At 34.0% G+C, this 25,544-nt stretch carries 24 protein-coding genes; 13 read left to right on the top strand and 11 right to left on the bottom strand.

The genetic code is table 11. The features are described from left to right. Nucleotides 1-96: 96 nt before the first annotated feature. Entirely contained in the window at nt 97-438 is a 342-nt protein-coding gene (locus ABW637_RS21425; protein ID WP_367586785.1) for a hypothetical protein, read from the top strand. A gap of 101 nt (nt 439-539) precedes the next feature. Here the strand turns inward: ABW637_RS21425 and clpX are convergent, their stop codons facing one another. The 8 genes from clpX to ABW637_RS21385 all read right to left on the bottom strand — a co-directional run bounded on the left by clpX (nt 540) and on the right by ABW637_RS21385 (nt 8,991). After that, nucleotides 540-1,772 carry an ATP-dependent Clp protease ATP-binding subunit ClpX gene (clpX, locus tag ABW637_RS21420; RefSeq protein WP_367586784.1) on the bottom strand — a complete coding sequence of 411 codons (1,233 nt, stop codon included), beginning with the start codon at nt 1,770-1,772 and terminating at the stop codon, nt 540-542. Between the two features lie 169 nt (nt 1,773-1,941). Then, nucleotides 1,942-2,616, bottom strand: a complete 675-nt coding sequence (clpP, locus tag ABW637_RS21415; protein WP_367586783.1) for an ATP-dependent Clp endopeptidase proteolytic subunit ClpP — start codon at nt 2,614-2,616, stop codon at nt 1,942-1,944. 103 nt (nt 2,617-2,719) lie between these two features. After that, on the bottom strand, nt 2,720-4,042 hold the full coding sequence (gene tig / locus ABW637_RS21410; protein ID WP_367586782.1) for a trigger factor: 1,323 nt from the start codon (nt 4,040-4,042) through the stop codon (nt 2,720-2,722). Nucleotides 4,043-4,135: 93 nt separating this feature from the next. Then, complete coding sequence (locus ABW637_RS21405) at nt 4,136-4,477, bottom strand: phage holin family protein (protein ID WP_367586781.1); 342 nt, start codon at nt 4,475-4,477, stop codon at nt 4,136-4,138. 85 nt (nt 4,478-4,562) lie between these two features. Next, nucleotides 4,563-6,128 carry a G-D-S-L family lipolytic protein gene (locus tag ABW637_RS21400; RefSeq protein WP_367586780.1) on the bottom strand — a complete coding sequence of 522 codons (1,566 nt, stop codon included), beginning with the start codon at nt 6,126-6,128 and terminating at the stop codon, nt 4,563-4,565. Between the two features lie 3 nt (nt 6,129-6,131). After that, nucleotides 6,132-7,379, bottom strand: coding sequence for an OmpP1/FadL family transporter (locus ABW637_RS21395; RefSeq protein WP_367586779.1), 1,248 nt, complete (start codon nt 7,377-7,379; stop codon nt 6,132-6,134). 122 nt (nt 7,380-7,501) lie between these two features. Further along, nucleotides 7,502-8,269 carry an alpha/beta fold hydrolase gene (locus ABW637_RS21390; RefSeq protein WP_367586778.1) on the bottom strand — a complete coding sequence of 256 codons (768 nt, stop codon included), beginning with the start codon at nt 8,267-8,269 and terminating at the stop codon, nt 7,502-7,504. 8 nt (nt 8,270-8,277) lie between these two features. Next, complete coding sequence (locus ABW637_RS21385; protein WP_367586777.1) at nt 8,278-8,991, bottom strand: pyridoxine 5'-phosphate synthase; 714 nt, start codon at nt 8,989-8,991, stop codon at nt 8,278-8,280. Between the two features lie 101 nt (nt 8,992-9,092). Here ABW637_RS21385 and ABW637_RS21380 point away from each other — a divergent pair, with 101 nt between their 5' ends. The 8 genes from ABW637_RS21380 (at nt 9,093) to murI (ending at nt 17,155) form a co-directional block, all read left to right on the top strand. Next, nucleotides 9,093-9,749: a CBS domain-containing protein gene (locus ABW637_RS21380; protein ID WP_367586776.1), complete on the top strand. Its 657-nt coding sequence runs from the start codon at nt 9,093-9,095 to the stop codon at nt 9,747-9,749. Nucleotides 9,750-9,791: 42 nt separating this feature from the next. Then, a complete protein-coding gene (locus tag ABW637_RS21375) occupies nt 9,792-10,676 on the top strand; it encodes an NAD kinase (RefSeq protein WP_367586775.1) in 885 nt (294 codons plus the stop codon). A 100-nt stretch (nt 10,677-10,776) separates the two neighbouring features. After that, complete coding sequence (gene porG, locus ABW637_RS21370; RefSeq protein ID WP_367586774.1) at nt 10,777-11,454, top strand: type IX secretion system protein PorG; 678 nt, start codon at nt 10,777-10,779, stop codon at nt 11,452-11,454. A gap of 3 nt (nt 11,455-11,457) precedes the next feature. After that, entirely contained in the window at nt 11,458-12,195 is a 738-nt protein-coding gene (gene uppS, locus ABW637_RS21365) for an undecaprenyl pyrophosphate synthase (protein ID WP_367586773.1), read from the top strand. A 4-nt stretch (nt 12,196-12,199) separates the two neighbouring features. After that, the gene (locus tag ABW637_RS21360; RefSeq protein ID WP_367586772.1) at nt 12,200-14,833 is read left to right on the top strand and encodes a BamA/OMP85 family outer membrane protein; all 2,634 of its coding nucleotides are present in this window, start codon (nt 12,200-12,202) and stop codon (nt 14,831-14,833) included. Between the two features lie 35 nt (nt 14,834-14,868). Then, nucleotides 14,869-15,732, top strand: a complete 864-nt coding sequence (locus ABW637_RS21355) for an OmpH/Skp family outer membrane protein (RefSeq protein ID WP_367586771.1) — start codon at nt 14,869-14,871, stop codon at nt 15,730-15,732. A 45-nt stretch (nt 15,733-15,777) separates the two neighbouring features. Then, nucleotides 15,778-16,287: an OmpH/Skp family outer membrane protein gene (locus tag ABW637_RS21350; protein ID WP_367586770.1), complete on the top strand. Its 510-nt coding sequence runs from the start codon at nt 15,778-15,780 to the stop codon at nt 16,285-16,287. 79 nt (nt 16,288-16,366) lie between these two features. After that, nucleotides 16,367-17,155, top strand: a complete 789-nt coding sequence (gene murI, locus ABW637_RS21345) for a glutamate racemase (RefSeq protein ID WP_367586769.1) — start codon at nt 16,367-16,369, stop codon at nt 17,153-17,155. Nucleotides 17,156-17,160: 5 nt separating this feature from the next. Here murI and ABW637_RS21340 read toward each other — a convergent pair whose 3' ends face one another. Then, nucleotides 17,161-17,892 carry a LytR/AlgR family response regulator transcription factor gene (locus ABW637_RS21340; RefSeq protein WP_367586768.1) on the bottom strand — a complete coding sequence of 244 codons (732 nt, stop codon included), beginning with the start codon at nt 17,890-17,892 and terminating at the stop codon, nt 17,161-17,163. After that, a complete protein-coding gene (locus ABW637_RS21335) occupies nt 17,889-20,096 on the bottom strand; it encodes a tetratricopeptide repeat-containing sensor histidine kinase (RefSeq protein WP_367586767.1) in 2,208 nt (735 codons plus the stop codon). The genes ABW637_RS21340 and ABW637_RS21335 overlap by 4 nt, the downstream gene beginning before the upstream one ends. A 217-nt stretch (nt 20,097-20,313) precedes the next feature. Between ABW637_RS21335 and ABW637_RS21330 the strand changes: the two genes are divergently transcribed. The 3 genes from ABW637_RS21330 to ABW637_RS21320 all read left to right on the top strand — a co-directional run bounded on the left by ABW637_RS21330 (nt 20,314) and on the right by ABW637_RS21320 (nt 23,342). Further along, nucleotides 20,314-21,486, top strand: coding sequence for a vWA domain-containing protein (locus ABW637_RS21330; RefSeq protein ID WP_367586766.1), 1,173 nt, complete (start codon nt 20,314-20,316; stop codon nt 21,484-21,486). Between the two features lie 18 nt (nt 21,487-21,504). Next, nucleotides 21,505-22,017 carry a rhodanese-like domain-containing protein gene (locus tag ABW637_RS21325; RefSeq protein ID WP_367586765.1) on the top strand — a complete coding sequence of 171 codons (513 nt, stop codon included), beginning with the start codon at nt 21,505-21,507 and terminating at the stop codon, nt 22,015-22,017. Nucleotides 22,018-22,142: 125 nt separating this feature from the next. Beyond that, nucleotides 22,143-23,342 (top strand): threonine aldolase family protein, encoded by a 1,200-nt coding sequence (locus tag ABW637_RS21320; protein ID WP_367586764.1) that lies wholly within the window; start codon nt 22,143-22,145, stop codon nt 23,340-23,342. Between the two features lie 19 nt (nt 23,343-23,361). Here ABW637_RS21320 and ABW637_RS21315 read toward each other — a convergent pair whose 3' ends face one another. Next, nucleotides 23,362-24,384: a PorP/SprF family type IX secretion system membrane protein gene (locus ABW637_RS21315; RefSeq protein ID WP_367586763.1), complete on the bottom strand. Its 1,023-nt coding sequence runs from the start codon at nt 24,382-24,384 to the stop codon at nt 23,362-23,364. Nucleotides 24,385-24,638: 254 nt separating this feature from the next. Between ABW637_RS21315 and ABW637_RS21310 the strand changes: the two genes are divergently transcribed. Then, entirely contained in the window at nt 24,639-25,544 is a 906-nt protein-coding gene (locus tag ABW637_RS21310) for a NifU family protein (protein ID WP_367586762.1), read from the top strand.

The raw sequence follows: 25,544 nt of genomic DNA, 5'->3' as shown, positions 1-25,544 counted from the left end.
CGTTTGATCTAAAAATTACCAAATCATTTTTAGTCTTCTTTTTTTCATATTAAATTTGATCCCAGATAGTTACAAACTCATCAAAGCCCCTTACATATGAAAATCATAATATTTCTTCTTGTTTTTTTTACGTTAGCTACCAATATTAATGCACAAGAAACCCAAACTACTAATACTAAAAATGACTCTAAGTTATTAGTTGTTAAAACGACTAACGATAAGACTTCCATAAAAAATAGTATTACACCCGTAAGTGACAATTCACTTGAAGAAGATATATGCTATGCAGAAATATCTAAAGTAGCTTTTTATAAAGCTCTAATTAGGCAAAATGGTTTTGATATACACATTAAAGACAATGAGGATGTGGGTTTTGCCCTAAGAAGTACCGAAGAGATCATCACTAATAACAAAGAGCGAATATCATATTCTAAATAGTATGATGTAATATCCAACTAATCAACCAACAAAAAACACCGTTATAAAATTTTATAACGGTGTTTTTTTATTGTAGTCTTTTAAACTTTATAAATTCTTTCTTAAGAAACAGCTTTAAGTTTTTTGATGGTAGACTTATTCAATTTCTTCTCAGCATAATCTTTAGTCACTCTAAACTCACTCTCTTCACTCTCAGGCAATTCAAACATCGCATCTGTTAAGATAGCTTCACAAAGTGACCTTAATCCTCTTGCTCCAAGTTTGTACTCCATAGCTTTCTCCACGATATAATCTAAAGCACCATCAGTAATTGAAAAAGATATACTATCCATTTCAAATAATTTCTTGTATTGCTTTATTATTGCATTTTTGGGCGCTGTTAATATAGATCTTAATGTCTCTTGATCTAATGGGTTCATATAAGAAAGTACCGGAAGTCTTCCGATTATTTCAGGAATTAACCCAAAGTCTTTTAAATCTTTAGGGATTATGTATTGAAGCAAGTTATCCTTTTCTATAGTGTCCTCGCTTTTAGAAGCACTATATCCAACAGCCTGCATATTCAAACGCTTCTGGATCATTTTTTCGATACCATCAAAAGCTCCTCCCGCAATAAAGAGAATATTTTCGGTGTTTACTTCAATAAATTTCTGATCTGGATGTTTTCTACCTCCTTTTGGCGGAACATTAACGACAGTCCCTTCCAATAGTTTAAGTAATGCCTGTTGAACACCTTCTCCAGATACATCTCTGGTAATACTAGGATTATCGCTTTTACGGGCAATTTTATCGATCTCATCGATAAAAACGATTCCTCTTTGTGCTTTTTCGAGATTATAATCTGCTGCCTGCAGAAGTCTGGTTAAAATACTCTCTACATCTTCTCCTACATATCCAGCTTCAGTAAGTACAGTGGCATCAACAATAGCCAAAGGTACATTAAGCATTCTAGCAATGGTTTTAGCCATCAATGTCTTACCAGTACCCGTTTGACCTACCATAATGATATTACTTTTCTGAATCTCAATATCATCTTCGGTTTGAGGTTGAAGTAATCTTTTATAGTGATTATATACCGCGACAGACATTATTTTCTTGGTAAACTCTTGCCCAATGATATATTCATCCAAAAATTTCTTGATCGCCATAGGTTTGCGCAGCATCAATTCGCTACTTAACTCACCTGTTTCATCTTCTTTTGCTTCTTCTACTACAATTCCATGAGCTTGAACTATACATCGATCACATATATGTGCATCTAATCCTGCTATCAGCAAATTAGTCTCAGGCTTTTTTCTCCCACAAAAAGAGCATTCTAAATCTTCTTTGGCCATTGCTATTTAGTTTAAATTTCTATCTTATTTTTTACTTTAAAATAGAACTCACATAATAAACTATTAAAAGGTTATTATCAATCTTTTATTACGCTTATTTTATAAGATTTCCTGTTTGTATTAACTACTTTAAAGAGGATAAAATCCATCTTTCTAACAGGAAAACACTTTATTCTCTAGTTAAAATTTCATCAATCATTCCGTACTCCAGTGCTTTATCAGCCTTCATCCAATAATCTCTATCACTATCTTCGTATACCTTATCATAGGTTTGCCCAGAGTGCTTAGAAATGATCTTATATAATTCTTCTTTTAAGATTAAAATCTCTCGAGCAGTGATCTCTATATCACTTGCCTGCCCTTGAGCTCCTCCTAATGGTTGGTGAATCATTACACGGCTATGTGGTAAACCAGAGCGTTTTCCTTTCTGACCTGCGCATAATAATACTGCACCCATTGAAGCTGCCATACCTGTACAAATTGTTGCTACATCAGGTTTTATAAATTGCATAGTATCATAAATCCCAAGACCTGCATATACACTACCTCCAGGAGAATTAATATAAATCTGAATATCTTTTGAGGAATCTACACTTTCAAGGAATAACAATTGAGCTTGAATAATATTAGCTACCTGATCATTAATACCTGTACCCATAAATATGATTCTATCCATCATTAATCTGGAGAAAACATCAAAAATAGCAATATTCATTTGACGTTCTTCGATGATATTAGGAGTCATACCTGTTGGATACATACTACTTACGATTTTACCATAGTAATTACTATTAATTCCATGGTGTTGCGTAGCATATTTTTCGAATTCTTTTCCGTAATCCATATTTCTTATTGCTGAAAATTTTATTTATAAAAAAGGCGCTAAACTAAAGATGGTTTAACGCCCTAAATATAAGTATAAATTCCTTAGTAAATTACAACATTAATTATTTGTAAACTTCTTTTATGAATTCGTCAAAACTAACCTCTTTTGCTTTAAGTTTAGCGTTCTCTTTATAATAATTTAACAATTTTTGACTCATCAATTGTTCAGAAATTCTCTTAACTTCTTCTTGGTTAGATAATATTCTAGCCGCTATATCTTCTAATTCTTTATCCTCAGGAGAAGTTTGCCCAAATTGAGCCATTTGTCCTTTAATCAAGTCTTTAGCAAAGTCTTTAAGCTCGTCAAAAGTAACCTGAAGATTATTATCATTAATTATTTTTCCTTCGATCAACTGATAACGCAACCCTTTTTCACTTTTTTCATACTCATCTTTAGCCTGATCTTCGGTTAAAGGCTCCTCTCCAGTAGCGCGAATCCACTTCTGTAAAAACTCAACTGGTAGTTCGAATTTGGTATTTTCTAATGCATTTTCTGTAATATCATTAAGCAATCGCTGATCTGATTGTTGCTCGAATTGACGCTCTGCATCTTCTTTGATTTTTTCCTTAAGATCTGTAACTGTTTTTACATTACCAGGCCCATATAGTTTATCAAATAAATCCTGATCCAGATCTGCAAGTTCTTGAGTGTTTATTTCTGAAATAGTAAAAGAAACTTCTATATCTAAGTCATGAGCTTCGTCATGGTTAATTTTTAGTGCGCTAATAAGATCGTGATCGTCACCAAACAATCCTTTCGTTTTAAGCTTAATAACATCTCCTACTTTAGCATCGATAAATTTATCAAGATTTTTCTTTCCTTTAATCTTCTCTAAAGAGACAGTAGATACATTATTGATCTCTTTTTCTTCATTTACAAAAGTCCCTGCCACCAAATCGTCTTTTTCTACAGTATCTTTAGAAACCAATTTACCGTATTGCTTTTGGATAGTTTTGATTTGGTTATCAATCATATCGTCTGTAGCAGTAATTTTATAATGGGTAATGGCTTTTTTACCATTTAACTTTACTTCAAATTTTGGTGCTAATCCAAGCTCAAATTCAAAAGAATAATTATCGGAATCCCAATCAAAATTCTCTTTTTCTTTAGGTAATGGGTTCCCTAAAACATCAAGTTTTTCCTCGGTTAGGTATTTATTTAACGCATCCTGTAACAGTTTGTTTACTTCATCTACTAAAACCGCTTTTCCGTACTGCTTCTTTACAAGTCCCATAGGAACATGACCTTTTCTAAAACCAGGAATATTGGCATTCTTTCGGTAGTCTTTAAGGATGTTATCCACCTTATCACTATAATCTGCTTTGGCGATATCTACTGTTACAACAGCATTTAATTCGTCTAATTGTTCTTTTGAAATATTCATAATCTACTACGATTTACTACTAAAAATTGGGTTGCAAAAGTAATACTTTTTTATGTCCCAACAAATTTTTAACTACTTGAAAAACAGTTAGCTTTAATCTTTTTTCAAAATAGAATGTAGTATCGATTGAAAAACTGATAACAATACGCTAAATATCAAGGCCCAAAGCCATCCACGAACATCGAAACCGGCTATAAAATAATCTGCTAACAAAATAATTGCAGCATTAATAACCAGAAGAAACAACCCTAAAGTAATAATAGTAGCTGGTAATGTTAAAATTACCAAAATAGGTTTTACAATTGCATTTAAAATTGCTAAAACAAGTGCTACAATCAAGGCGCTAACATAATTATTAATGGCTACACCAGGTAATACCTCTGCCAATAACAGCACGGCAACAGCCGTTAGAATCAATTTTAGTAAAAATTTCATATGCCTGTATTTATTTTATATGAATATAAAAAAACCTGCTAACAAGTTAGCAGGTTTTATATTTTAATTAGAATCTTATCTCTATTTAATTCACTTCATTACTTACGGTAACCGTACCAAATTCACCTGGGTTCACTCTTGGTACTACTAAACCATATGTTTTCTCTAAGGCATCTAATACTCCATTAGCTACTAATGCATGGCCTCTTGGTGTTGGATGAACTCCATCTAAAGAGAACCCTCCCCCAGAAGCGAATGTCGATGTAATAATACCACCGTCAAAAGGAACCCCACTACTTGCCACCTGAGCCAATTGAGATTTCATACTCACAAAAGCCAAACCGTTAGCAGTAGCAAGATTTCGAATAGTTTCATTATATGAATTCTGAGCCACTGTAATAGCTGTTTGTTCTGCTGGGACTAATACATATTGATCTTCTAAAGGCAATGTCACACCTTTTACAGATAATTGTCCCGCAAGATCTTGAGGAACTCCCAGTCCAACCAACTCGGCAACTCTATCTGTATCCAGTTGAGCAATTACACGAGAGCTCGTTAACACTAATAAATCTTCTTCTGTAGCTTGTCTTGCCTGACCATATTGCGCTGCAATAATTGGTGCAAGAGGTCCAAATGCAGGAGTGATCGCAACAGTTAAATTAGCCGTTATATCTGTTAATGATTCATCTTTAATAACTACAGCACTAGCTGCAGTAGTAGAAAACTCTATAGCTCGTTCTGGAACTCCTAATGCTGCAAATGCCATATTTAATCCAGCATACGTTGCATTAATTGTTGGTATCTGTGATGCAAATTCCTCATTTAAAGGGCTCAATGGTGCAAAAGGCACTGTTGTAAAGAAAGGAATAGAGGTAACATCTGGCAAATCAATCAATACCCCTTTTCTACCTCCAGCAGCAAGCGCATCAACCAAACCGGCATATGTTTGTGCAAATACCCCGTTATTTGTAATATCACTATCACCGTAAGTACTTGGATCTATATTACCAGTCATATTATGATCTTCTCCAGTACCACCAGAAGTTGCATAACCAAGAATATCATTGTTACCTATCCACAGACTAAATAATGAGGGAGTTTGCGCTAAGGCATCGCCAACAACTGTTGATGTTGCAGATTGTTGAAAACGTCCGAAATAAGGATTAAGAGCACCATATCCTGGAAACGCTAAATGGAAACTCTTAGCTCCAGGAACACCCATATTATTGAATGTACTACCTAAATTAGCAGTGATATCGGTGGTAGAAGCAGCTCCGGTATAAGGAGCAGGCCCTACTGGTTCTTGATTCTCATCAAACACCAAAACTAACCTTGGAGGAAAAACATCGTTATTTCCAGCAAACCCACCAGTGTTATCAGCCATTAGGGGCTGCGTAAATTCTCCACCTCCGGCAAATTTAAATTGCTGAGCCAATATATTTGGATACGAATTTTCTTGCCCAGTAATATACAAAGCTCCATCTGCAAAACCTGCAGTAAGAGAATTTCCTAGCGCTACAAAATTACTTAAGTCTAATTCTCCGCTAGTAAAATTATTTGTTTCTTCAATTGGATTATCAAACTCTGGCTCACATGCAACTAATCCTAGTGCCAGAATTGCTAAATATTTTATATTATTCTTTATCATCATTAATTACATTTTATAAGTTAAACCAAGTCCAGGCCCAAATGCGCTTGACTCATAAGTTCCTCCAAAAGGAACACTCTGTCCATTTTCCTGATAAGAATCGTATGACGCATCAACTTCATCGAATCTAAGAAAGAAGAAAGAAGCATCAATAGCTAACTTAGGTGTAATTGCATAGCTAAAACCACCTGAGAACCCATCAGAATCATTACGTGGTGTTTCTGGAGCAAAGAAACCTTCCTGAACAGGAGATTCGTCTATATAATAACCTGCTCTTAATGTAATCTTTTTTGTTGCCTCATACTGTAATCCAAAACGGTATACAGATGAGTTTTTGTAATTACGAGGATTTATAGATGCCGGTGCACCATTACCAAATGTAAGATCTAAAGATTCATATACATCCCAGAATTGTCTGTTGAAATCAAAGGCAAATAACCATTTCTTATACTCATAAGACAAACCAACAGTTAACTCTGCTGGTAACGGTAGTTCTGCTCTAAAACTTGTTGGCCCATTAGGTGGAGCTGCCAAAGAATTAGGGAAGTTAGCAAAAGTAGCTTCTCCATCTTCTGATTCAATAATAATTTTACTACGGTAGTTAAATCCTACTCTAAGATTTTTTGTTGGATTAAACATGGCTCCAACACTCCATCCCCAGTTAGTTACACCAGAGTCATCAACAGTAACATTTGATCGAACACCATTAATATCTGTTGTTGTTCTATTAGAATTACGATTAAAGTTTACAGAACCTGTAACATAGATTGGACCACCACCAATACTAAAATACTCTGAAAGTTTAAAAGAAACTACTGGCTGAACAAATATAGCCGCCAAATCGATATCATTTACCAAATGAGATCCAGACCAATCTGTTGGCCAAGTTACCTCACTACCATATGGCGTATATACCCCAAGACCTACAGACATCCAATCGTTAATCCTGTACGACCCATATAGACTTATTGGTGTCCCCACAGAATTATCGGTTTCGGCTGTAACTCCGGCTTCTGCATTTTGAAAAATCACTTCGCTAAAAATACCACTTATACCTGCACTAACATTCAGATTATTCTCTAAGTATACAAGTCCAGCTGGATTAAAGAAGACAAGTTCGGCACTATTAACCACAGCTACTCCGGTATGTCCCATAGCCATTGCCCTTTGCCCTTGTATACTAACTCTATATCCACCTGCATATGTGACTGCAGTCACCGTGATGAATAGAACTAACAATAGAAGTTTTTTCATAATTAATTTAGAATTGTTTTTGTTTATTAAGGAATTTATAAAATTGATTTTCCAAATTTAATAGAAAATACTAATTATCCAAGGTAATCCATAAAATATTATGCATACATAATACTTTATGTCTATTTTTTAACAAATTCCAATACTTCGTTTAAAAAATCGATAGGATTTTCGGCATGTAACCAGTGCCCAGCATTAGAAATTTCTTTGAGCATAAAGTTAGGAAATTGCTTTCTAATTCTAACCAAATCACCCTCAAGAATATAGTTGGATTTTTCCCCTTTTAGGAATAGGGTTTTACCTTCGTAAATTAATTCTTTTTCAAGCTCTACTCCTATTTCTGAAGCATTTTTGATTAACGCCTCCAGGTTTAATCGTAATCCTAACACTCCTTTTTCCTTCCAGTACAGGTTTTTCAAAAGAAACATCCTTATACCACTATCTTGCACATAAGAACTCAACTCTTTATCCACCTCTCCTCTTGATGTTAAAATCTTAAAATCTAATGCATCTAACCCATCTAAAATATCCTGATGATGTAACGGATAATACTTTGGTCCGATATCAGCAACCATTAAATGATCAATACTATACGGATACATTGTAGCAAAAAGCATTACCGTTTTACCTCCCATGGAGTGACCAAGAAGATTAATGTCTTTCAGGTTATTCGTTTCACAATATTCTTTTAAATCCTGAGCCAGGAGAGGGTAACTAAATTCATCATCATGCTCACTTCTACCATGATTACGTTGATCCAACAAATGAACCTGAAAACCTTGTTCAGAAATTTTTTTACCCAAGGTCTTCCAATTATCCCCCATACCTAAAAATCCATGAAGAATTACAAAAGGCTGTCCTTCACCAAAAACATTAGCATGCAATTTCATATACAGTATTATTTTAAACGATGTAGGTACATATTAATAACATTCTCTAATCCAAGATAAATAGACTCACTTATTAAGGCGTGCCCGATTGAGACCTCTAGTAAACCAGGAATGTTTTCTTTAAAAAACTGAATATTATCCAAAGAAAGGTCATGCCCTGCATTAACACCTATACCCATATCAAGTGCTAATTGAGCACATTCGGCATACGGTTTTATTGCATTTTTATTTCCTTTTGCATATTCTGAAGCAAATTCTTCGGTATATAATTCTATTCTATCAGTTCCTGTTTCTTTTGCCCCTTCTATCATTTCGATTACCGGGTCAACAAAGATTGAAGTCCTGATCTCATTTCGAGCAAATTCTTCTATCACTTCTTTTAGAAAATCCTTATGCTTTTTTGTGTCCCAACCGGCACTACTTGTTATCGCATCTTCTGCATCAGGAACCAGGGTTACTTGAGTAGGTTGTATAGCCAATACCAGATCTACAAATTTAGGAATTGGATTTCCTTCAATATTATATTCTGTATGTACAATTGGCTTTAGATCATAAGCATCCTGATACCTAATATGCCTTTCGTCTGGCCTTGGATGTATGGTTATCCCCTGACCTCCAAAATCCTGAATATCTTCTGCAACCCGAAGTAAATTTGGAGTATTGCCCCCTCTAGAATTTCGCAGCGTAGCTATTTTATTAATGTTAACACTTAACTTTGTCATAGTTTTTGATGTCTTTATCTAAAAAAGCAAAAATACAAAGTTGAGAACGCCTCGATTGTATATTTTTTGATTATTTTGCATAATATAGCTTCTTATACATTATGAAGACAAACTTATATATCGTTAATGAAATAGCACCGCTTGAAGTAGCCACAAAGGTTACCGACGCGCAATTATTATTTAATGAACTTACATATACCCATTTCCCTGTTATAAAGGACAACGTATACATTGGATGTATCGCCGAAGCAGATATTAGATGCTTTGAAACTGATAAGACTTTGATCGCATATCAATACGCTCTTGAAGGTTTCTTTGTGAGAAAAGATAATAATTGGATAGACATTTTAGAGTCTTTTGCGCAAAATCACTCTAATATAATGCCAGTTTTAGATGACAACAATAATTATCTAGGTTTTTTTGAACTGGGAGACATCATGAATCTCTTTAACGAAACCCCTTTTCTTAGTGAGCCAGGAAACATTTTAATTGTAGAAAAAGGAATCTTAGATTATTCTTTTAGTGAAATTTCACAAATCGTAGAGTCTAATAGTGCAAAGATTTTAGGGTTGTTTATCTCGAATATGGAAAATGATGTGGCTCAAATCACTATTAAAATTAATGATAGTGACATTAACAATATAGTTCAGACGTTTAGACGATATAGTTATAATATTATATCCAAGCACCAAGAAGATTCATTTTTAACTAACTTAAAAGAAAGGTCACAATACCTGGAAAAATATCTCAATATTTAAAAAGGCTATTTTCTAACAATCAACTAACACAATCAAATTACAATGAAGATCGGTATATACGGCCAGTTCTACCATAAAAATTCTGGAATTTACATCCAGCAACTTCTAGAAAACCTAGATAAAAACGGTGTAGAAGTAGTCATTGAAAAGAATTTTTTAGAATTAATAAATCTTCATGATGAGATTGACAAAACCTATTCGCATTTTAGCACTTTTGAAGAATTAGACACCTCATATGACCTTTTCTTTAGTATTGGTGGAGACGGTACTATTTTAAAAACGATTACCTATGTAAGGGATCTGGGGATTCCTATTGCAGGAATCAACACAGGTAGACTTGGTTTTTTAGCAACCATTCAAAAAGAAGAAATTCAAGACAGCATAGATTTAATATTAAATAAAAAATTTTACATCTCATCAAGAAGCCTTGTAACCGTTGAAACATTACCTGTTAATGAAGAATTCGGAGTATTAAACTTTGCTATGAATGAAATTGCTGTGAGCAGAAGAAATACAACCTCTATGATCACAGTGCATACAAGTCTTAATGATGAATTTCTTACCAGCTATTGGGCAGATGGATTAATTGTTTCGACACCCACAGGCTCTACAGGATATTCGTTAAGCTGCGGGGGACCGGTAATAATGCCTGAAGCAAAAAGCATGGTGCTCACTCCTATTGCCCCACACAATCTTAACGCAAGACCCCTCGTAATCCCCGATGATCAGGAAATTAAATTACAAATCTCTGGAAGAGAAGACACCTACCTAGTTTCTTTGGACTCAAGGATTCACGCACTACCAAATGAAACAACTATAGTAATAAAGAAAGCCTCATTTAATATTAAAATGGTAGTATTACAGGACGATAGTTTTCTAAAAACATTGCGCAAAAAGATGCTTTGGGGAGAAGATAAACGCAATTAAACAATAAAATCTACTAAAAAGTGTTTTTAAATTCATACTATTTTACTCAAATCCTTGTGTACTAAAGTTAATTGTTATATTTGCAAACTTTTGAAAATCTATGAGATACTTAGCATCATTCGTAATTGTTCTGTTTTTTGTACAATCTATCACCTCACAAACCTATGAAGTAGGATTGATGGCAGGGGGAGCTAATTATATAGGAGATGTAGGGTCTACCTACTATATAGCCCCTAACGATATAGCATTTGGAGCTATCGGAAAATGGAACCGAAGTAAGCGACATGCTTTCAGGGCTTCATTTCTATATGCGAAACTGAATGCAGATGACAGCAAAGGAGACGATAGAAGAAAAGAAAGAGGGCTAAGTTTTAATAATTCTGTAAAAGAAATATCATTAGGAATGGAATTTAATTTCTGGGATTGGTTTCTTTACGATGGAAAATCACAATATACGCCTTATCTTTATAGCGGGATCACAGCATTTAGTCATGGCGCATTAGCTTTGGATGCAAATAATGAATTAGATGCGTATAGTGACAAATGGAACTTTGCTATTCCTATGACTATAGGAATTAAAAAAACATTGGGCAGAGATTTTGTAATTGGTGCAGAGATAGGTGCTCGATACACTTTTACAGACAATCTAGATGGCAGTAATCCAGATGATAGATTTGGTACAGGATTTGGTAATTTAAACAACAATGACTGGTATGTATTTACCGGCATAACATTATCTTACACTTGGGGTAGGATACCATGTTATTGTGCATTCTAAAAAATGATTGATAAAAAACAATTAAACTCTAATATTCCTAAGCATGTTGCCATAATTATGGACGGCAATGGCAGATGGGCCAAAAAGAAAGGCTTGTTTAGAGCTGCCGGTCACGAAAAAGGAACAAAAGCAGTGCGCGAAGCCGTAGAAGGCAGTGCAGAAATAGGAGTAAAACACTTAACGCTCTACGCATTTTCTACCGAGAATTGGAATAGACCAAAACTTGAAGTGGACACATTAATGAAACTTTTAGTTAGCTCTCTTAAGAAAGAAATTAAAACTCTTCAAAAAAATAATATCCAACTTAATGCAATCGGTAACTTACAAAACTTACCAAAAAAAGCAAGAACAGAGTTAATGGAGGTTATTGAAAAGACAAAGTCTAATGACCATATGACGCTTACCCTTGCCCTTAGTTACGGAAGTCGTGAAGAGCTCATAAAAACTATAGAAGAAATAAGTATTAAAGTTAAAAATGGTGTAATTTCGCCACATCTTATAAATGAAGCAGTCATTAATGAGCATTTGTACACTAAAAACCTGCCAGATGTTGACTTATTGATACGTACCAGCGGAGAACAACGTATCAGTAATTTCCTATTATGGCAGATTGCGTACGCAGAATTATATTTTACAGAAATTTTATGGCCGGATTTCAAAAGAACAGATTTATACGAAGCCATATTGAATTATCAAAAAAGAGAAAGAAGATTTGGAAAAACTAGTGAGCAGCTCAGTTAAAGGAATGATAAAAAAATTACCTATTACGTATTTTACGTTACTCGTCTTATTATTACACTCAACATCAATTACATCACAAAATATACCTGGTGCAAATGGCAAAGAGTACACTATCGGAGAAATCAAAGTTACTGGCATAACCAGTTATAATGAAAACACCGTAATTACTTTTACAGGTCTCAAAAAAGGCCAGAAAATATTCCTTCCCGGAGATAAAATAAGCAAGGTCATCAAAAAATTATGGGATCTTGAATTATTTAGTGATATCAACTTATACATTACCAAAATCGAAGGAGATGTAGCGGATATAGAGATCAACATACAAGAAGTTTCTGAATTAAACGAAGCCCGTATCGAAGGTGTTAAAAAACGTAAAGCCGAGGAATTAATCAAAGACAATGGATTAACTAAAGGCGCTAAAGTTACCGAAAACCTCATCACAACTACGCGCAACTTCATCTCTAATAAGTACAAAAAAGAGGGGTATTTAAACACCAAAGTTGCCATCAATACTATCACTATAAAAGATAGTGTGCCAAGTAATAAGGTAAATATACTTGTGCGAGTCGATAAAGGAGATCGTGTAAAAGTGGATAACATTGTAATCACAGGAAATGAGCAACTTTCTGATGCTAAGGTGCGTGGGGCAATGAAAAACACCAAACGAAAAAAGCTTTTGAGATTCTGGAAACGATCAAAATATATACAAGCAGACTATCTCGAGGATAAAGATAATATCATATCAAAATATAAAGAAAAAGGGTATAGAGACGCTCGTATTACCTCTGATAGCCTTATTGTCGAAGATGATAACAGCGTGTCTTTAAACCTTACCTTAGAAGAAGGAAACAGACACTATTTTGGAGATATTACATTTCTAGGGAATAGTGTATACACAGATAAACAACTAGCCAGACAATTAGTAATTAGAAAAGGAGATGTGTATAACGGTGTTCTTCTTGAAAAACAAATTGCTGACAACACCAAACCAGATGCAGACGATCTGACTAATTTATACCAAAACAATGGATATTTATTCTCATCTATTGATGCGGTAGAAACTAGGGTATATAATGATACTATTGATTTCGAAGTAAGAATCCGTGAAGGAAAACTAACTTATTTTGATCATATTACAGTTACAGGAAATGACAAAACAAATGATCATGTAGTATACAGAATACTAAGAACTAAACCAGGGCAACGTTATAGTAAAGATTTAGTAGTAAGAACAGTTCGTGAAATTGGGCAGCTTGGATTTTTTGACCCAGAACAACTAGAACCACAATTTCAAAATGCTAATCCTCAAGCAGGAACTATCGACATTAACTATCCTGTAGTAGAAAAAGGATCTAGTCAAATCGAACTCCAAGGTGGTTTTGGAGGTGGTGGTTTTGTAGGAACCCTTGGGTTAGCTTTTAACAATTTTTCTATACGAAATATATTTAATGGAGAATCATATAGCCCGCTTCCTATGGGAGATGGCCAAACGCTTAGAGTAAGAGCTCAGGCAAGTAGATCTTTTCAAACCTATAGTCTATCATTTGTAGAGCCTTGGTTAGGAGGAAAAAGACCCTACCAGCTATCTACCTCTTTTTCTCATACTATTCAATATTTATTTACAGGTAGAAATCAAGTAGATAGAAACAGTAAATTTCTTATTACAGGAGGTTCTATTGGTATTGCTAAAAGACTTAATTGGCCTGATAACTATTTTACCTTATCCCAGGCTGCCAGTATACGACACTATAACCTAAAAAATTATAACACTGCCTTGTTTACATTTGGTAATGGATCCTCTAATGATTTAGCCTATACCATTGGATTAAGTCGTAACAACACTACTGTAAATCCAATTTTCCCGGTGGGAGGTTCAGAATTTAATTTGGTTGCTAAACTATCACTCCCCTATTCTCTTTTTGATGGTGTAGATTATAGCGCCCTTGCCGAAGAAAGAGATGACCTTGAAACAGAGCAAGACGCTCTGCGTAACAGTTCAGATCCAAGTGCTCCTATACAATTTTCAGAAAATGCAGAAAGAATCGGAGAAATTGATCAGGAGCGTTTTAAATGGTTAGAATATTATAAGATCAAATTTGATGGTACCTGGTATACTAGCCTTTTCAACATTGGAAAAAAACCATTAGTACTAAAAACTAATGCAGAATACGGATTTTTAGGAGCTTATAATGGTGATCGAGGAAATATCCCTTTTGAAAGATTCTTCTTAGGAGGTGTTGCTTTGGGAGCAAATGCCTTAGATGGCCGTGAACTTGTGGCTTTAAGAGGGTATCCAGATCAATCACTTCGACCAGAAAGTAGAGCCAATGCTCAGAATTTTGATGCAGATGGGGCAACAATTTATAACAAATATTCGTTAGAGCTTCGTTATCCTATAACGTTAAAACCTGCAGCATCCATTTATATGCTTACATTTTTAGAAGGAGGAGCATCTTATGACAGTTTTAAAGATTTTAATCCTTTCCAATTAAATCGTTCAGCTGGAGCAGGTTTGCGTATATTTATGCCAGCTTTTGGTTTGCTCGGTATAGATTTTGGATATGGGTTTGATCCAATTCCTGGTACTAATCAGCCACACGGTTGGGAAACCCATTTTATTATAGGGCAACAATTTTAGTTTTGGCACGATTATTTCAATATACACACAAAATTATGAAAACAAAGGGTCTTTTATTAGTTGCAACAATAAGTTGGCTATTCTTTACGAATGTAATACATGCACAAAAAGGTATAAGGATAGGTTATATCGATATGGATTATATCTTGGAAAACGTTCCAGAATACAATGAAGCATCTTCTGAACTTGAAACCAAAATTCAGAAGTGGAAAGTAGAAATTGAAGCAGAGTTAAAAGATGTTGAAGAAATGCGAAAAGAGCTTAACAATGAAAGAGTTTTGCTTACCAAAGAACTTATTGAAGAAAGAGAAGAAGATATCTTTTTTAAAGAAAAAGAAATATTAGAATATCAACAGAAACGATTTGGACCTAACGGAGATTTATTTATCCAAAAAAAACGATTAGTTCAACCGGTACAGGATCAAGTTTTTGTAGCAGTTCAAGAAATTGCAAAAAACAAAAAATATGATTTTGTTTTTGATAAAACAGCAGATCTTGTTATGTTGTATTCTGCCGATCGTCATGATATTAGTGATCAGGTATTGCTGCGAATAAATAGGGTTTCTAAAAGAAAACAATTAAACAGCAAAAAAGACAAAAAATCATTAGAAAGAGCTGAAAAAAGAAATGTTGAACAAGAAAAAGAAGTTAGCGATAGAGATAGAGTAGCCAAGGAAAGACTATCTGAAAGAGAAGCACTCCTGGAGCAGAGAAAAGCAGAGAGAGATTCTATTCGCGAAGCTAAGAAAAAAGATTTCGAAGCGAGAAGAGCAAAATTATTAGAATTACAAAAAAGAAAAAAAGATTCTATTAATGCTCTAAAAGCTCAACGAGAAAAATTAAAAGAAGGAGAAAATCCGTCAGACTCTGATAACGGAAGCGAAGAAAATAATAATTAGAATATCAATTTTTAAATTTATAACACCTATTAATATTACTTACAAATGAAACAATTTAGAACATTACTAGTAGCTTTTGCACTTACTATAGGAACATCAGGCTTTGTAAATGCGCAATCAAAAGTAGCACACATCGCTTCACAAGAACTTGTAGAATCAATGCCTGCTTTTAAAGCTGCTAAAAGCGAGATCGAAAAGCTAAACAAAACGTATGATGCAGAGATTAGAAATATGGTATTAGAACTGCAAACTACAATGAAAAAATACCAGGCCGAAGCTCCTACTAAAACCGAAGAAGAAAATGCCAAAAGAGCGCAAGAGGTTCAGGCAACAGAAAAAAGCATTACAGATTACAGACAAAATGCGCTTCAGGATCTTCAGAAAAAAGAAATTGAGCTAATGAAACCTATTTACGAAAAAGCACGTACTTCTATTCAAAAGGTTGCAAGAGCACAAAAATTTGAATATGTACTAGATTCTACTACAGGAACTGGTGTAATTATGGCCGATGGTAAAGACCTTATGGCTGACGTAAAGAAAGATTTAGGGATTTAATACTTCTACTCTAAACAAAAAATAAAAAAAACAGTAAGAGATAATTCTTACTGTTTTTTTTATTTTTGAAATTGTTATCATGCAACATCAAGCAATAGGCATATTTGATTCTGGAATTGGAGGTACTTCCATATGGAAAGAAATTTCTGTAGCATTACCTAATGAAAATACCATTTATTTAGCAGATAGCAAAAATGCTCCTTATGGAAAAAGGAGTAAAGATGACATCATAGCATTAAGCATTAAAAACACAGAAAAACTTCTTGAACTTAATTGCAAAATTATTGTTGTTGCCTGCAATACAGCTACGACGAATGCCATAAAAGTGCTTCGATCTACTTATGACATACCTTTTATAGGGATAGAACCAGCTATAAAACCTGCAGCTCTGCATACTAAGACGAAAAAAGTAGGTGTTCTTGCCACCAAAGGAACCCTATCTAGTGAATTATTTGCTAAAACCTCAGATGTATACACTAATAATATTGAAGTCATTGAAGTAATCGGAACCGGGCTGGTAGAACTTATCGAAGAAGGGAAAATTGATAGTCCAGAAATGCACACATTACTTACTTCATACATTAAACCTATGATTGAAAAAGATATTGATTATCTGGTTTTAGGTTGTAGTCATTATCCCTATCTTATTCCCATTCTTAGAAAAATACTTTCTGATAAAGTTACTATTATAGACTCTGGTGAGGCTGTAGCCAGACAGACTAGAGTTATATTAGATGCAAACCACTTGTTAAACTCTAGTTCTAAGACGGGAACTCACAACTTATACACCAACGGTGATGTACATACACTAAAAAGTATGTTAAGATCAAATACAGTTGCACATACAGTAAGTTCCTTAGATTTTTAATAAAATTACTTGAAATAATCCAGGAGCGTTCCTTTTTTAGAAGAAGAAACCGATAATTCTTTACCCGAAGAAAGTACGATGCTCCCGCCCTTTCCTTTTCTGTATCTTGTAATTTCATTTACATTGACCAAATAACTTTTATGTGTCCTTACAAATCCGTGAATGCTTAGAGATTCTTCAAAATATTTTAATGTTTTACTTACCAATTTCTGTCCTTTTTCAAGATAGATCTTAGTATAGTTATCATCTGCTTCACAGTACAAAATATCCGAAATTCGTAGTACTTCAAAACCATCTTGTTGTGGTATTGTGATTTTACCTTCAGCAGAAGTTACTTTAGGCACTAAAACGGTATCCTGAAGCTCTTTTTCACGCTGTTTAATATGACTAACATGATCTACTGCTTTAATAAGGTTATCAATTGCAATAGGTTTTAATAGATAATATGTGGCTTGTGCATTGAGAGCATCTACCGCATAATGATCATAAGCCGTAACAAAAACAATCTCGAATGTTCGCTCAGGAACTTGTTCTAACAAATCAAATGCGTTTCCGTAAGGCATTTCTACATCAAGAAATAACAAATCCGGAGTATGAGATTCTAATAAAACCAAAGTTTCCTGTACACTTGCTGCCTCGCCCAAAATGGTAACCGAAGGACAATATTTGGTTAGATAATTTCTTAGAATAGCCCTGCTATTTGCTTCGTCGTCTACTATAATAGAAGTTAAATTCATGCATCTTTATTAAGGGTTAGCTTTACTTTAGTTCCTTCGGAACTCTCTTCTAAATCGGTTATAAAAACATCTACTTTATCCTTATACATTTTATTAAGGATTGCAATTCTCTTCTTGATATTACCCATCCCTTTTGATTTTTGTAATTTCTGATTTTGAGTTTTAAGTTCTTTGGATTTCTTACGCCCAATACCATCATCAACAATAGTAATTTCAATTGTATCTGATGTAACATTACGAAAATGTATAGACAGCTTCCCTTTTTCAGATTTATATCGTAATCCATGCCAAACTGCATTTTCGACATAAGGTTGAAGTAACATTGGAGGTATCATGTATTCGTTAACATCTATTTCTGGGTCAACATCAATAGTATAGTCAAATTTATCCTGGAACCTGAAATGCTCTAACTGCACATATAACCTAAGTAGTTCTATCTCTTTCTCTAAGGGAATAAAATCTTGTTCACTATTTTCTAAAACTGCCCTCATCAGCAAAGAAAAATCGGTTAAGTATCGATTTGCAGTTCTTTCATCATTTGTAGCTATAAATGTATTTACAGAGTTTAATGCATTAAAAATAAAATGAGGGTTCATTTGAGAACGCAATGATTTTAATGCTAAAAGATTATTAGCATATCGCTGTTGTTTCATATTACGAAACATGAGATAGGCCGCAAGAAGTAATAAAATGGTAAGTCCCACTAAGAAATATATCACTATTTGCTGTCTTATACTTTGTTGATTAGCCAATTCTTGAGAAGCAAATGCAAGTTCGTATCTCGCCTCATTAAGCTCTCTATCTTTTTCTAGTGTGGTTATTCGATTAGCCCTCTGAGTTAATTCTCGACTAAAACGAGCGGCTTGGGATATTTCCTGATCCTTTTGGATGTATAATTTATCAATAATTACTTCGTACTCTTCAAAAGCTTCAGACGCCTTTTTTAACTCCCCTTTTTCTCGATATACTTCACCCAATTTTCTGGCAGCATCTTTTTGAACAATAAGATCGTTTTTCGATTTAGCTTCCTTTTTACTTTCTTCTAAATACGTAATAGCTTCATCATATTCCTGTTGAGCAGCAAAAGCACTGGCAATCTTATAATTCTGCACCTGCGGCGTTAGAGATTTGTCCTCATTTAATGGAGCTTCATCATCTGTCTCTTCAAACTCCTCTATATCTTCTAAGGCTTCTTTTCTTAATTGAATTTCTTTTTCGTAACTACTATTCTTATTATAAAAATCAGCAGCCACACTTCTTTGCTTAGCGGCTGTCTTTTTATCTTTACGTCTGCTCGCCAATTGTACCGAATTATCCAAATATTGTTCTGCTCCAGCATCGTTACCCTGTTGTTGCAATACCTCGGCAAGTTTAGAGTTTAATGATATAACCATGTTATCCTCACCTTTTCTTTGACTAATAGATAACGCTTTATTATAATTCTTAACGGCACTAGAGTAATTTTGCAATCCTTTGTAACTATCCCCTAATCCCTCATGAATCAGAATTCGTTGATCTGCATTTAGTCTGGATTTTTGTAACTGGTTAAACGTATTTAGTGCAGCTTGGTAATTTTTGTTTTCAAGCTGTGAGCTTCCTAGTTTTATTTTAACATCTGTACTATATTTATTAGTAAGGCTAATCAAATAGTTACTTTCTGCAAGATCAGGTTGTTTCCAATATTGATAAATATCTGCCAAGGCTTCGAACAACTCCCCTTTTTTAGCATTTGCAGAGGGGTCATCATCGCGTACTGTTTCTAAAGCATTAGTAATATACTCAATACTGGTCGCTGCATCTTTTTTTAGATTATTTTTTGCGGCTTTTAGATTTTCATCATATCTGGATTCTCTCTTTTGTTCTGCAGCCTTGCTTAATCTAGATTCATTTGGGTTATCTTCAACTAAAACATCTATTTTCTGCCCGTCTTTGATCGTATATCGAACCGTTGTAAAACTATCATCAGTGATTATAAGTTCATCTCCCACATGGGCTTCAATTTTGAAATCACCAAATACATCTGTGGTTACTGTTCCTTTTCCGGCAACAGTTACTTCTACACCTTTAATAGGTTTTCTTGTACTTTTTTCTTTAACAGACCCCTTGATACTCATTGGAGCTGCACGCCTGGAAGCCTCCTGACCCGAAACCAGCATAGGTAACAGCCAAAAAAACACGAGTATCAACCCTATCTTCTTCATCATATATTAATTTAATAATGATAAACTTACTCCATTTAACCGGGATAATAAAATCATGATCTCCTCATTAACAGGTTTTACAGTGGTTTTTAGAGAGAAAATGAAAAGCACACTAATTAAATAGACCCGTTCACTAATTAAAAGTCACCATTCCCTCATTTTAGATTTTTAGGCAAAAAAGTTCCATCTAGTTTTATCTCGAATTTAAAAGGAAAAAATTATGAAAACTATTTTTATATGGAGTGCTTTATGTTTGTTTACACATATTTCGTGTACAGCCAATACAAAACAAAATAATCAACTTGCATTTCAAAAAGAACAACATCACGAAATTCGTACCACCAAAACCGATCCTAATACTCGCAACATTCAGGTGGCATTGTTATTAGATACTAGTAATAGTATGGATGGTCTAATCGACCAGGCCAAAGCGCAACTTTGGGAAATTGTGAATGAGCTTTCCTATGCCAAGTGTGGGCATAACACCATTGAACTACAGATAGCCTTGTATGAATATGGCAATGATGGCCTTTCTTCTAAAGAAGGTTTTATTAGGCAAGTATTACCATTTTCAGAGGACTTAGATGAGATCTCTAAAGAGCTTTTTGCCCTTACCACCAATGGAGGAAATGAATATTGCGGAAAAGTCATAAACACTTCTATTAACCAATTAGATTGGAAAAAAAATGACGATCATCTAAAGCTAATTTTTATTGCAGGTAATGAACCCTTTACTCAAGGACCTCTTAACTACAAAGACGCTGCAACAGATGCGTTAGAAAAAGATATTACGATCAATACCATTTTTTGCGGTAATTATAGACAAGGGATAGATACGATGTGGAAAGACGGAGCAGATATTACTCATGGAGAATACACTGCCATAGATCACAACCGTCAAACCGTACACATTGCCACACCTTATGATGATATCATTCTTCAACTCAATCATAAATTAAATGACACTTATATCTATTATGGTCACGAAGGTTCTGCGAAAAGAAAATTACAAAAAGAACAGGACAGAAATGCCGAATCTTATAGTACTGCCAATGGTGTAAGCCGAACAGTAAGTAAAAGTTCAGGTTTTTACAAAAACAAAAGCTGGGATTTGATTGATGCCGCAGAAGATGAAAACTTCGAGTTAGAAGAAATTGCTGAAGAACAACTCCCTCAAGAACTTAGAAAAAAATCTAAAGCAGACTTAAAACAGCATATCACCAAAAAAAGTAAGGAGCGTAAAGAGATTCAGCAAAAAATCCAGGAGTTAAATAAAAAGCGTGTAACCTACATCAAAAACAATCGTAAAAAAGAAGAAACTAATCTAGAAGCAGCATTACTTAATGCTATAAAAAAGCAGGGAAGAAAAAAATCTTTCAGCTGGGAAGAATAACCTTAAACAGATACCATCATGAAAAATATTTTCAAAATAATTATATTAATTCTTATACCCATATCAATGCAGTCTCAACATAAGAAGAAGCTTCCTAAATCAAAAGTTGATTACGATTCTTTTCTAAAAATATCTGAAGAAATTTTAGACTATAGACAAGAAAGATTAGTTCCTCTAGATACATTTTTAGAGTATATGGCTGAAGAGAATACCATAATATTAGATACTCGTTCTGAAGCAGCGTATAAACAAAAACATCTAAAAGGAGCCATGCACATCAACTTTTCGGATTTTACAGAAGGGAAGCTTGCTAAAAAGATTCCATCAAAAGACACAAGAATCTTGATTTATTGTAATAATAATATTGATGGAGATCCTATTCACTTTGCATCCAAGAAAATGCCTCTTGCATTAAATATTCCAACATTTATAAACCTGTATGGATACGGGTATAAAAATGTTTATGAATTATCTATACTTGTTCCTATCAAAGATTCAAGGATACAGTTTGAAGGTACTTCGGTAAAATAGATAATTCATATCCATACATTAAAAATGCTTGCATACTTTGCGGGCATTTTTAATATCTCGACACAACAAGTGTCTACTATAAAAAATCTGCATTATATTTATAAGTATTTTGTTAATTACAAAAGATGAACAAACAAAAACAAGATCCTAATAGAAGAGATTTTCTTAAAAAATTTGGTTTTTCAACGGTTCCATTTTTGCTTCCGACACTAGGAGTAAATGCAATGCCTTTTTTAGAAGTTCAACCAGAAAAAAGTACAACCTCTGTTAACTTTATTTATGATGGTTTGGCATTTTCACCTGAGGAATATATAGAAAAACTGAACGAAATTAATAAACAAAAGCCCATTGAACCTGATTTTTATGGTAATGGAGGAGAAACAAAATTGCTAGAACTTGAATTTGCCAAAATAACGGGTAAAGAAAAAGCTATTTATCTTCCCACAGGTACTATGGCAAATCAATTAGCGATTAAATTACTTAATGGAAATAACACAAAAGTAATCGTACCCGAAAACTCACATGTATATAGGGATGAAGCAGACGCAGCACAAAGCGTTCATAATAAAAGACTAATACCCATAGGAAAAACTAAATCATATTTTGAGCTTAATGATCTAGAAGAAGCTATTAACTATGCTAATAAAAATGAAGTATTTAAAAGTGGTTTAGGTACTGTTGTAATTGAAAACCCGGTAAGACGTGCAGATGGAACAGCAGTACCGATTGAAACCATAAAAGAAGTATCAAAGTATTGTAAGGAGAATGGATATAAGATGCATTTGGATGGGGCTCGTATACATTTAGCATCCGCATATACCGATGTCTCACTTTTAGAATACGCGTCTTACTTTGATACTGTATATATCTCTCTTTATAAATACCTAAACGCCACTGGCGGAGCCATACTTTGTGGCAAAGCAAAGCTCATTGATCAAATTTCGCATCAAATAAAGATTTATGGAGGAACTGTGTTTCAAAACTGGAATAATACATCTATGGCATCTCATTATTTAAAAGGTATCGAAGCGCGGTGGAAAAAGGTCATCCAATCTGCTAACCACCTAATTTCAGAATTAAATAACATTGATGGCGTTACTATCAAACCTCTAAAGAATGGAACGAATATTTACAATCTGAAAGTAACCAAAGGAATAGATCTAAAGGAACTTGCTATATTTCTATACAATGAGTACAGCATCTGGTTAGGTCGAGCCAACGAAAAGGGAATAGTAAAATTTACAGTGAATGAAAGTATACTAACTAGAGATATTACAGAAATCGTCGGGGCTTGGAAAAAAGGTGTGGATAAGGCACGTGGCTAATAAACATTACCAAAAAGTTTTATTTAGAATTAACAGCAGGACATTTACAGTTCCAACGTTCTTTACGTTTTCCGAAATCATACCCTAATGTTATTTGATGAAAACCTCCATTATTTAGAACAACAGAGTTGGCTTGATAACTATAGGTATATCCCACCATCCATTTTTTATAATTAACCCCTAAAAATGGGGTAAAGTATTGCAAATTCTGACTTTGCACAGAAACTCCATCTTCAGAAAACTCTGCACCATCCAGATTACGTCTGTATGATAATCCTCCCCATACTGTAGCCACCTCGCTAAGATCTCTATATACTTTTAGATTCGCATCAAAACTACTCTCCTGCGTTTCATCAGTCACTTGGTATAAAACAGATGGTTCTACACTCCATGGAGTAGCACCAATACCAAAAAGGTGGCCAACAGAAAGTATATATCTACGCTGGTTATTTGATTCTTGAATAGGTGTATTATTATTAAAAATATCTCGTGTAGTAGGTAAAAGATTTTTAACCGTAAAATGGGCATACCATTCTAAAAAATTATACGATAACCCAACGTCTACATTATAATAAGAATCTTTTTGTACTCTATCTAGAATTACAGGATCAGGATCGGCAATATCAAATAATCCAACTAAATCGACATTAGATTGAATAAATCCTCCACTAACTCCAAAAGATAACATATTTAAATCAGTTCTATCTCTAGAAAATAAAAGATGATATGCTGCTGTTATATAAACCCCTGTTTGAGAAAACCTCCCATTCTCATCTTTAAATATAATACCTCCTAATCCGGTCTTATCCCCTACTCTAAAATTGATATTAGCGGATTGGGTACTAGGAGCATTATCAACATCAAACCATTGTTTTCTGGCGGTTAACCTAATTTTATTAGCATTTGCTGCACCAGCCATAGCTGGATGAACCAAATAAAGGTTATCTGATAGATAATCTGCATATACGGGGATTCCTTCTTGCGAAAAAACAGATCGCGAAAGTAACACCAATACTACTACATAAAACGTTTTTAAGTTCATTTGGGTTCTATTATTTACGGGGCTAAATAGAATTTGTGAATTTAATCTAAACTATTAAAAACAGCTTATATTGTGGGGCTTCACTATTTATTTATAAAAAACCTTATCTAATTATGTTAGATTCAAAGATATAAATTTTTGTTAGAAACAGGGATTTCGCTACGATTTATGTAATAATAGTTAAAAAGTGTTAGTAGAACAAATACCTTGATGATATCGAATTCCTTTTTAGTAAATTTGCAAAAAATTAGCGCATGGAAAAGAATTTTGAAATAAAAATAGAGGCTACATCCAATCCGGGCATTATTAAATTTGAAGCCAATTACTTCTTAACGCAACATACTAGTTACGAATTTGAGAATATTGATCAGGCAAAAAATTCTCCTTTAGCACAACAATTGTTTTATTTACCTTTTGTTAAAAGAGTATTTATAGCTCAAAATTTTGTAGCTATTGATAAATATGATATTGTAGAATGGTCGGATGTACAGGAAGAGGTAGCCGAACAGATTAAAAACTACCTCAATAGTGGCCAAACTGTGATTACTGAAGCTGAAACTAATAAAAAGGTTCCTATTACAATATATGCAGAAAGCACTCCCAATCCTGCAGCACTAAAATTTGTAGCCAATAAAAAATTAGTAACCACTGGACATGAGTTTAAAAATATAGACGAAGCTAAAGAAGCTCCTTTGGCACAAGAATTATTTCATTTCCCATTTGTAAAAGAAGTATACATAGCCGAAAATTATATTTCGATCATCAAGTACGATATGGCCGATTGGAATGACATCACTATAGAAATCAGAGAGTTTTTACGAAACTATCTAGAGCAAGGTAAAGAAGTTTTATCCGCTAATGCCGCTATATCTAAAAAAGAGGTAGAAAAACAAGCAGATGTAGACTTCGAAAAACTTGATGATGTTTCAAAAGATATTATCAATATCATTGAAGAATATATAAAACCTGCCGTTGCAAGTGATGGGGGAAATATATTATTTGATTCATATGATCCAGAAAGTAAAGGTGTAAAAGTTATTTTACAAGGAGCATGCAGTGGATGCCCATCTTCTACTTTTACACTAAAAAATGGTATCGAAAACATGTTAAAAGAGATGCTAAAAGATAAAGTTGAATATGTCGAAGCATTAAATGGGTAG

This window comes from Aquimarina penaris (genome assembly GCF_040786285.1).
In the GTDB taxonomy this organism is placed as follows: Bacteria; Bacteroidota; Bacteroidia; order Flavobacteriales; family Flavobacteriaceae; genus Aquimarina.
This window is presented reverse-complemented; position numbering and strand designations above follow the sequence as displayed.

Excerpts from the sequence above, each read along its gene's own strand:
- ABW637_RS21425 (WP_367586785.1), top strand. The coding sequence starts at position 97 with ATGAAAATCATAATATTTCTTCTTGTTTTTTTTACGTTAGCTACCAAT.
- clpX (WP_367586784.1), bottom strand. The coding sequence starts at position 1,772 with ATGGCCAAAGAAGATTTAGAATGCTCTTTTTGTGGGAGAAAAAAGCCT.
- clpP (WP_367586783.1), bottom strand. The coding sequence starts at position 2,616 with ATGGATTACGGAAAAGAATTCGAAAAATATGCTACGCAACACCATGGA.
- tig (WP_367586782.1), bottom strand. The coding sequence starts at position 4,042 with ATGAATATTTCAAAAGAACAATTAGACGAATTAAATGCTGTTGTAACA.
- ABW637_RS21405 (WP_367586781.1), bottom strand. The coding sequence starts at position 4,477 with ATGAAATTTTTACTAAAATTGATTCTAACGGCTGTTGCCGTGCTGTTA.
- ABW637_RS21400 (WP_367586780.1), bottom strand. The coding sequence starts at position 6,128 with ATGATGATAAAGAATAATATAAAATATTTAGCAATTCTGGCACTAGGA.
- ABW637_RS21395 (WP_367586779.1), bottom strand. The coding sequence starts at position 7,379 with ATGAAAAAACTTCTATTGTTAGTTCTATTCATCACGGTGACTGCAGTC.
- ABW637_RS21390 (WP_367586778.1), bottom strand. The coding sequence starts at position 8,269 with ATGAAATTGCATGCTAATGTTTTTGGTGAAGGACAGCCTTTTGTAATT.
- ABW637_RS21385 (WP_367586777.1), bottom strand. The coding sequence starts at position 8,991 with ATGACAAAGTTAAGTGTTAACATTAATAAAATAGCTACGCTGCGAAAT.
- ABW637_RS21380 (WP_367586776.1), top strand. The coding sequence starts at position 9,093 with ATGAAGACAAACTTATATATCGTTAATGAAATAGCACCGCTTGAAGTA.
- ABW637_RS21375 (WP_367586775.1), top strand. The coding sequence starts at position 9,792 with ATGAAGATCGGTATATACGGCCAGTTCTACCATAAAAATTCTGGAATT.
- porG (WP_367586774.1), top strand. The coding sequence starts at position 10,777 with ATGAGATACTTAGCATCATTCGTAATTGTTCTGTTTTTTGTACAATCT.
- uppS (WP_367586773.1), top strand. The coding sequence starts at position 11,458 with ATGATTGATAAAAAACAATTAAACTCTAATATTCCTAAGCATGTTGCC.
- ABW637_RS21360 (WP_367586772.1), top strand. The coding sequence starts at position 12,200 with ATGATAAAAAAATTACCTATTACGTATTTTACGTTACTCGTCTTATTA.
- ABW637_RS21355 (WP_367586771.1), top strand. The coding sequence starts at position 14,869 with ATGAAAACAAAGGGTCTTTTATTAGTTGCAACAATAAGTTGGCTATTC.
- ABW637_RS21350 (WP_367586770.1), top strand. The coding sequence starts at position 15,778 with ATGAAACAATTTAGAACATTACTAGTAGCTTTTGCACTTACTATAGGA.
- murI (WP_367586769.1), top strand. The coding sequence starts at position 16,367 with ATGCAACATCAAGCAATAGGCATATTTGATTCTGGAATTGGAGGTACT.
- ABW637_RS21340 (WP_367586768.1), bottom strand. The coding sequence starts at position 17,892 with ATGAATTTAACTTCTATTATAGTAGACGACGAAGCAAATAGCAGGGCT.
- ABW637_RS21335 (WP_367586767.1), bottom strand. The coding sequence starts at position 20,096 with ATGATGAAGAAGATAGGGTTGATACTCGTGTTTTTTTGGCTGTTACCT.
- ABW637_RS21330 (WP_367586766.1), top strand. The coding sequence starts at position 20,314 with ATGAAAACTATTTTTATATGGAGTGCTTTATGTTTGTTTACACATATT.
- ABW637_RS21325 (WP_367586765.1), top strand. The coding sequence starts at position 21,505 with ATGAAAAATATTTTCAAAATAATTATATTAATTCTTATACCCATATCA.
- ABW637_RS21320 (WP_367586764.1), top strand. The coding sequence starts at position 22,143 with ATGAACAAACAAAAACAAGATCCTAATAGAAGAGATTTTCTTAAAAAA.
- ABW637_RS21315 (WP_367586763.1), bottom strand. The coding sequence starts at position 24,384 with ATGAACTTAAAAACGTTTTATGTAGTAGTATTGGTGTTACTTTCGCGA.
- ABW637_RS21310 (WP_367586762.1), top strand. The coding sequence starts at position 24,639 with ATGGAAAAGAATTTTGAAATAAAAATAGAGGCTACATCCAATCCGGGC.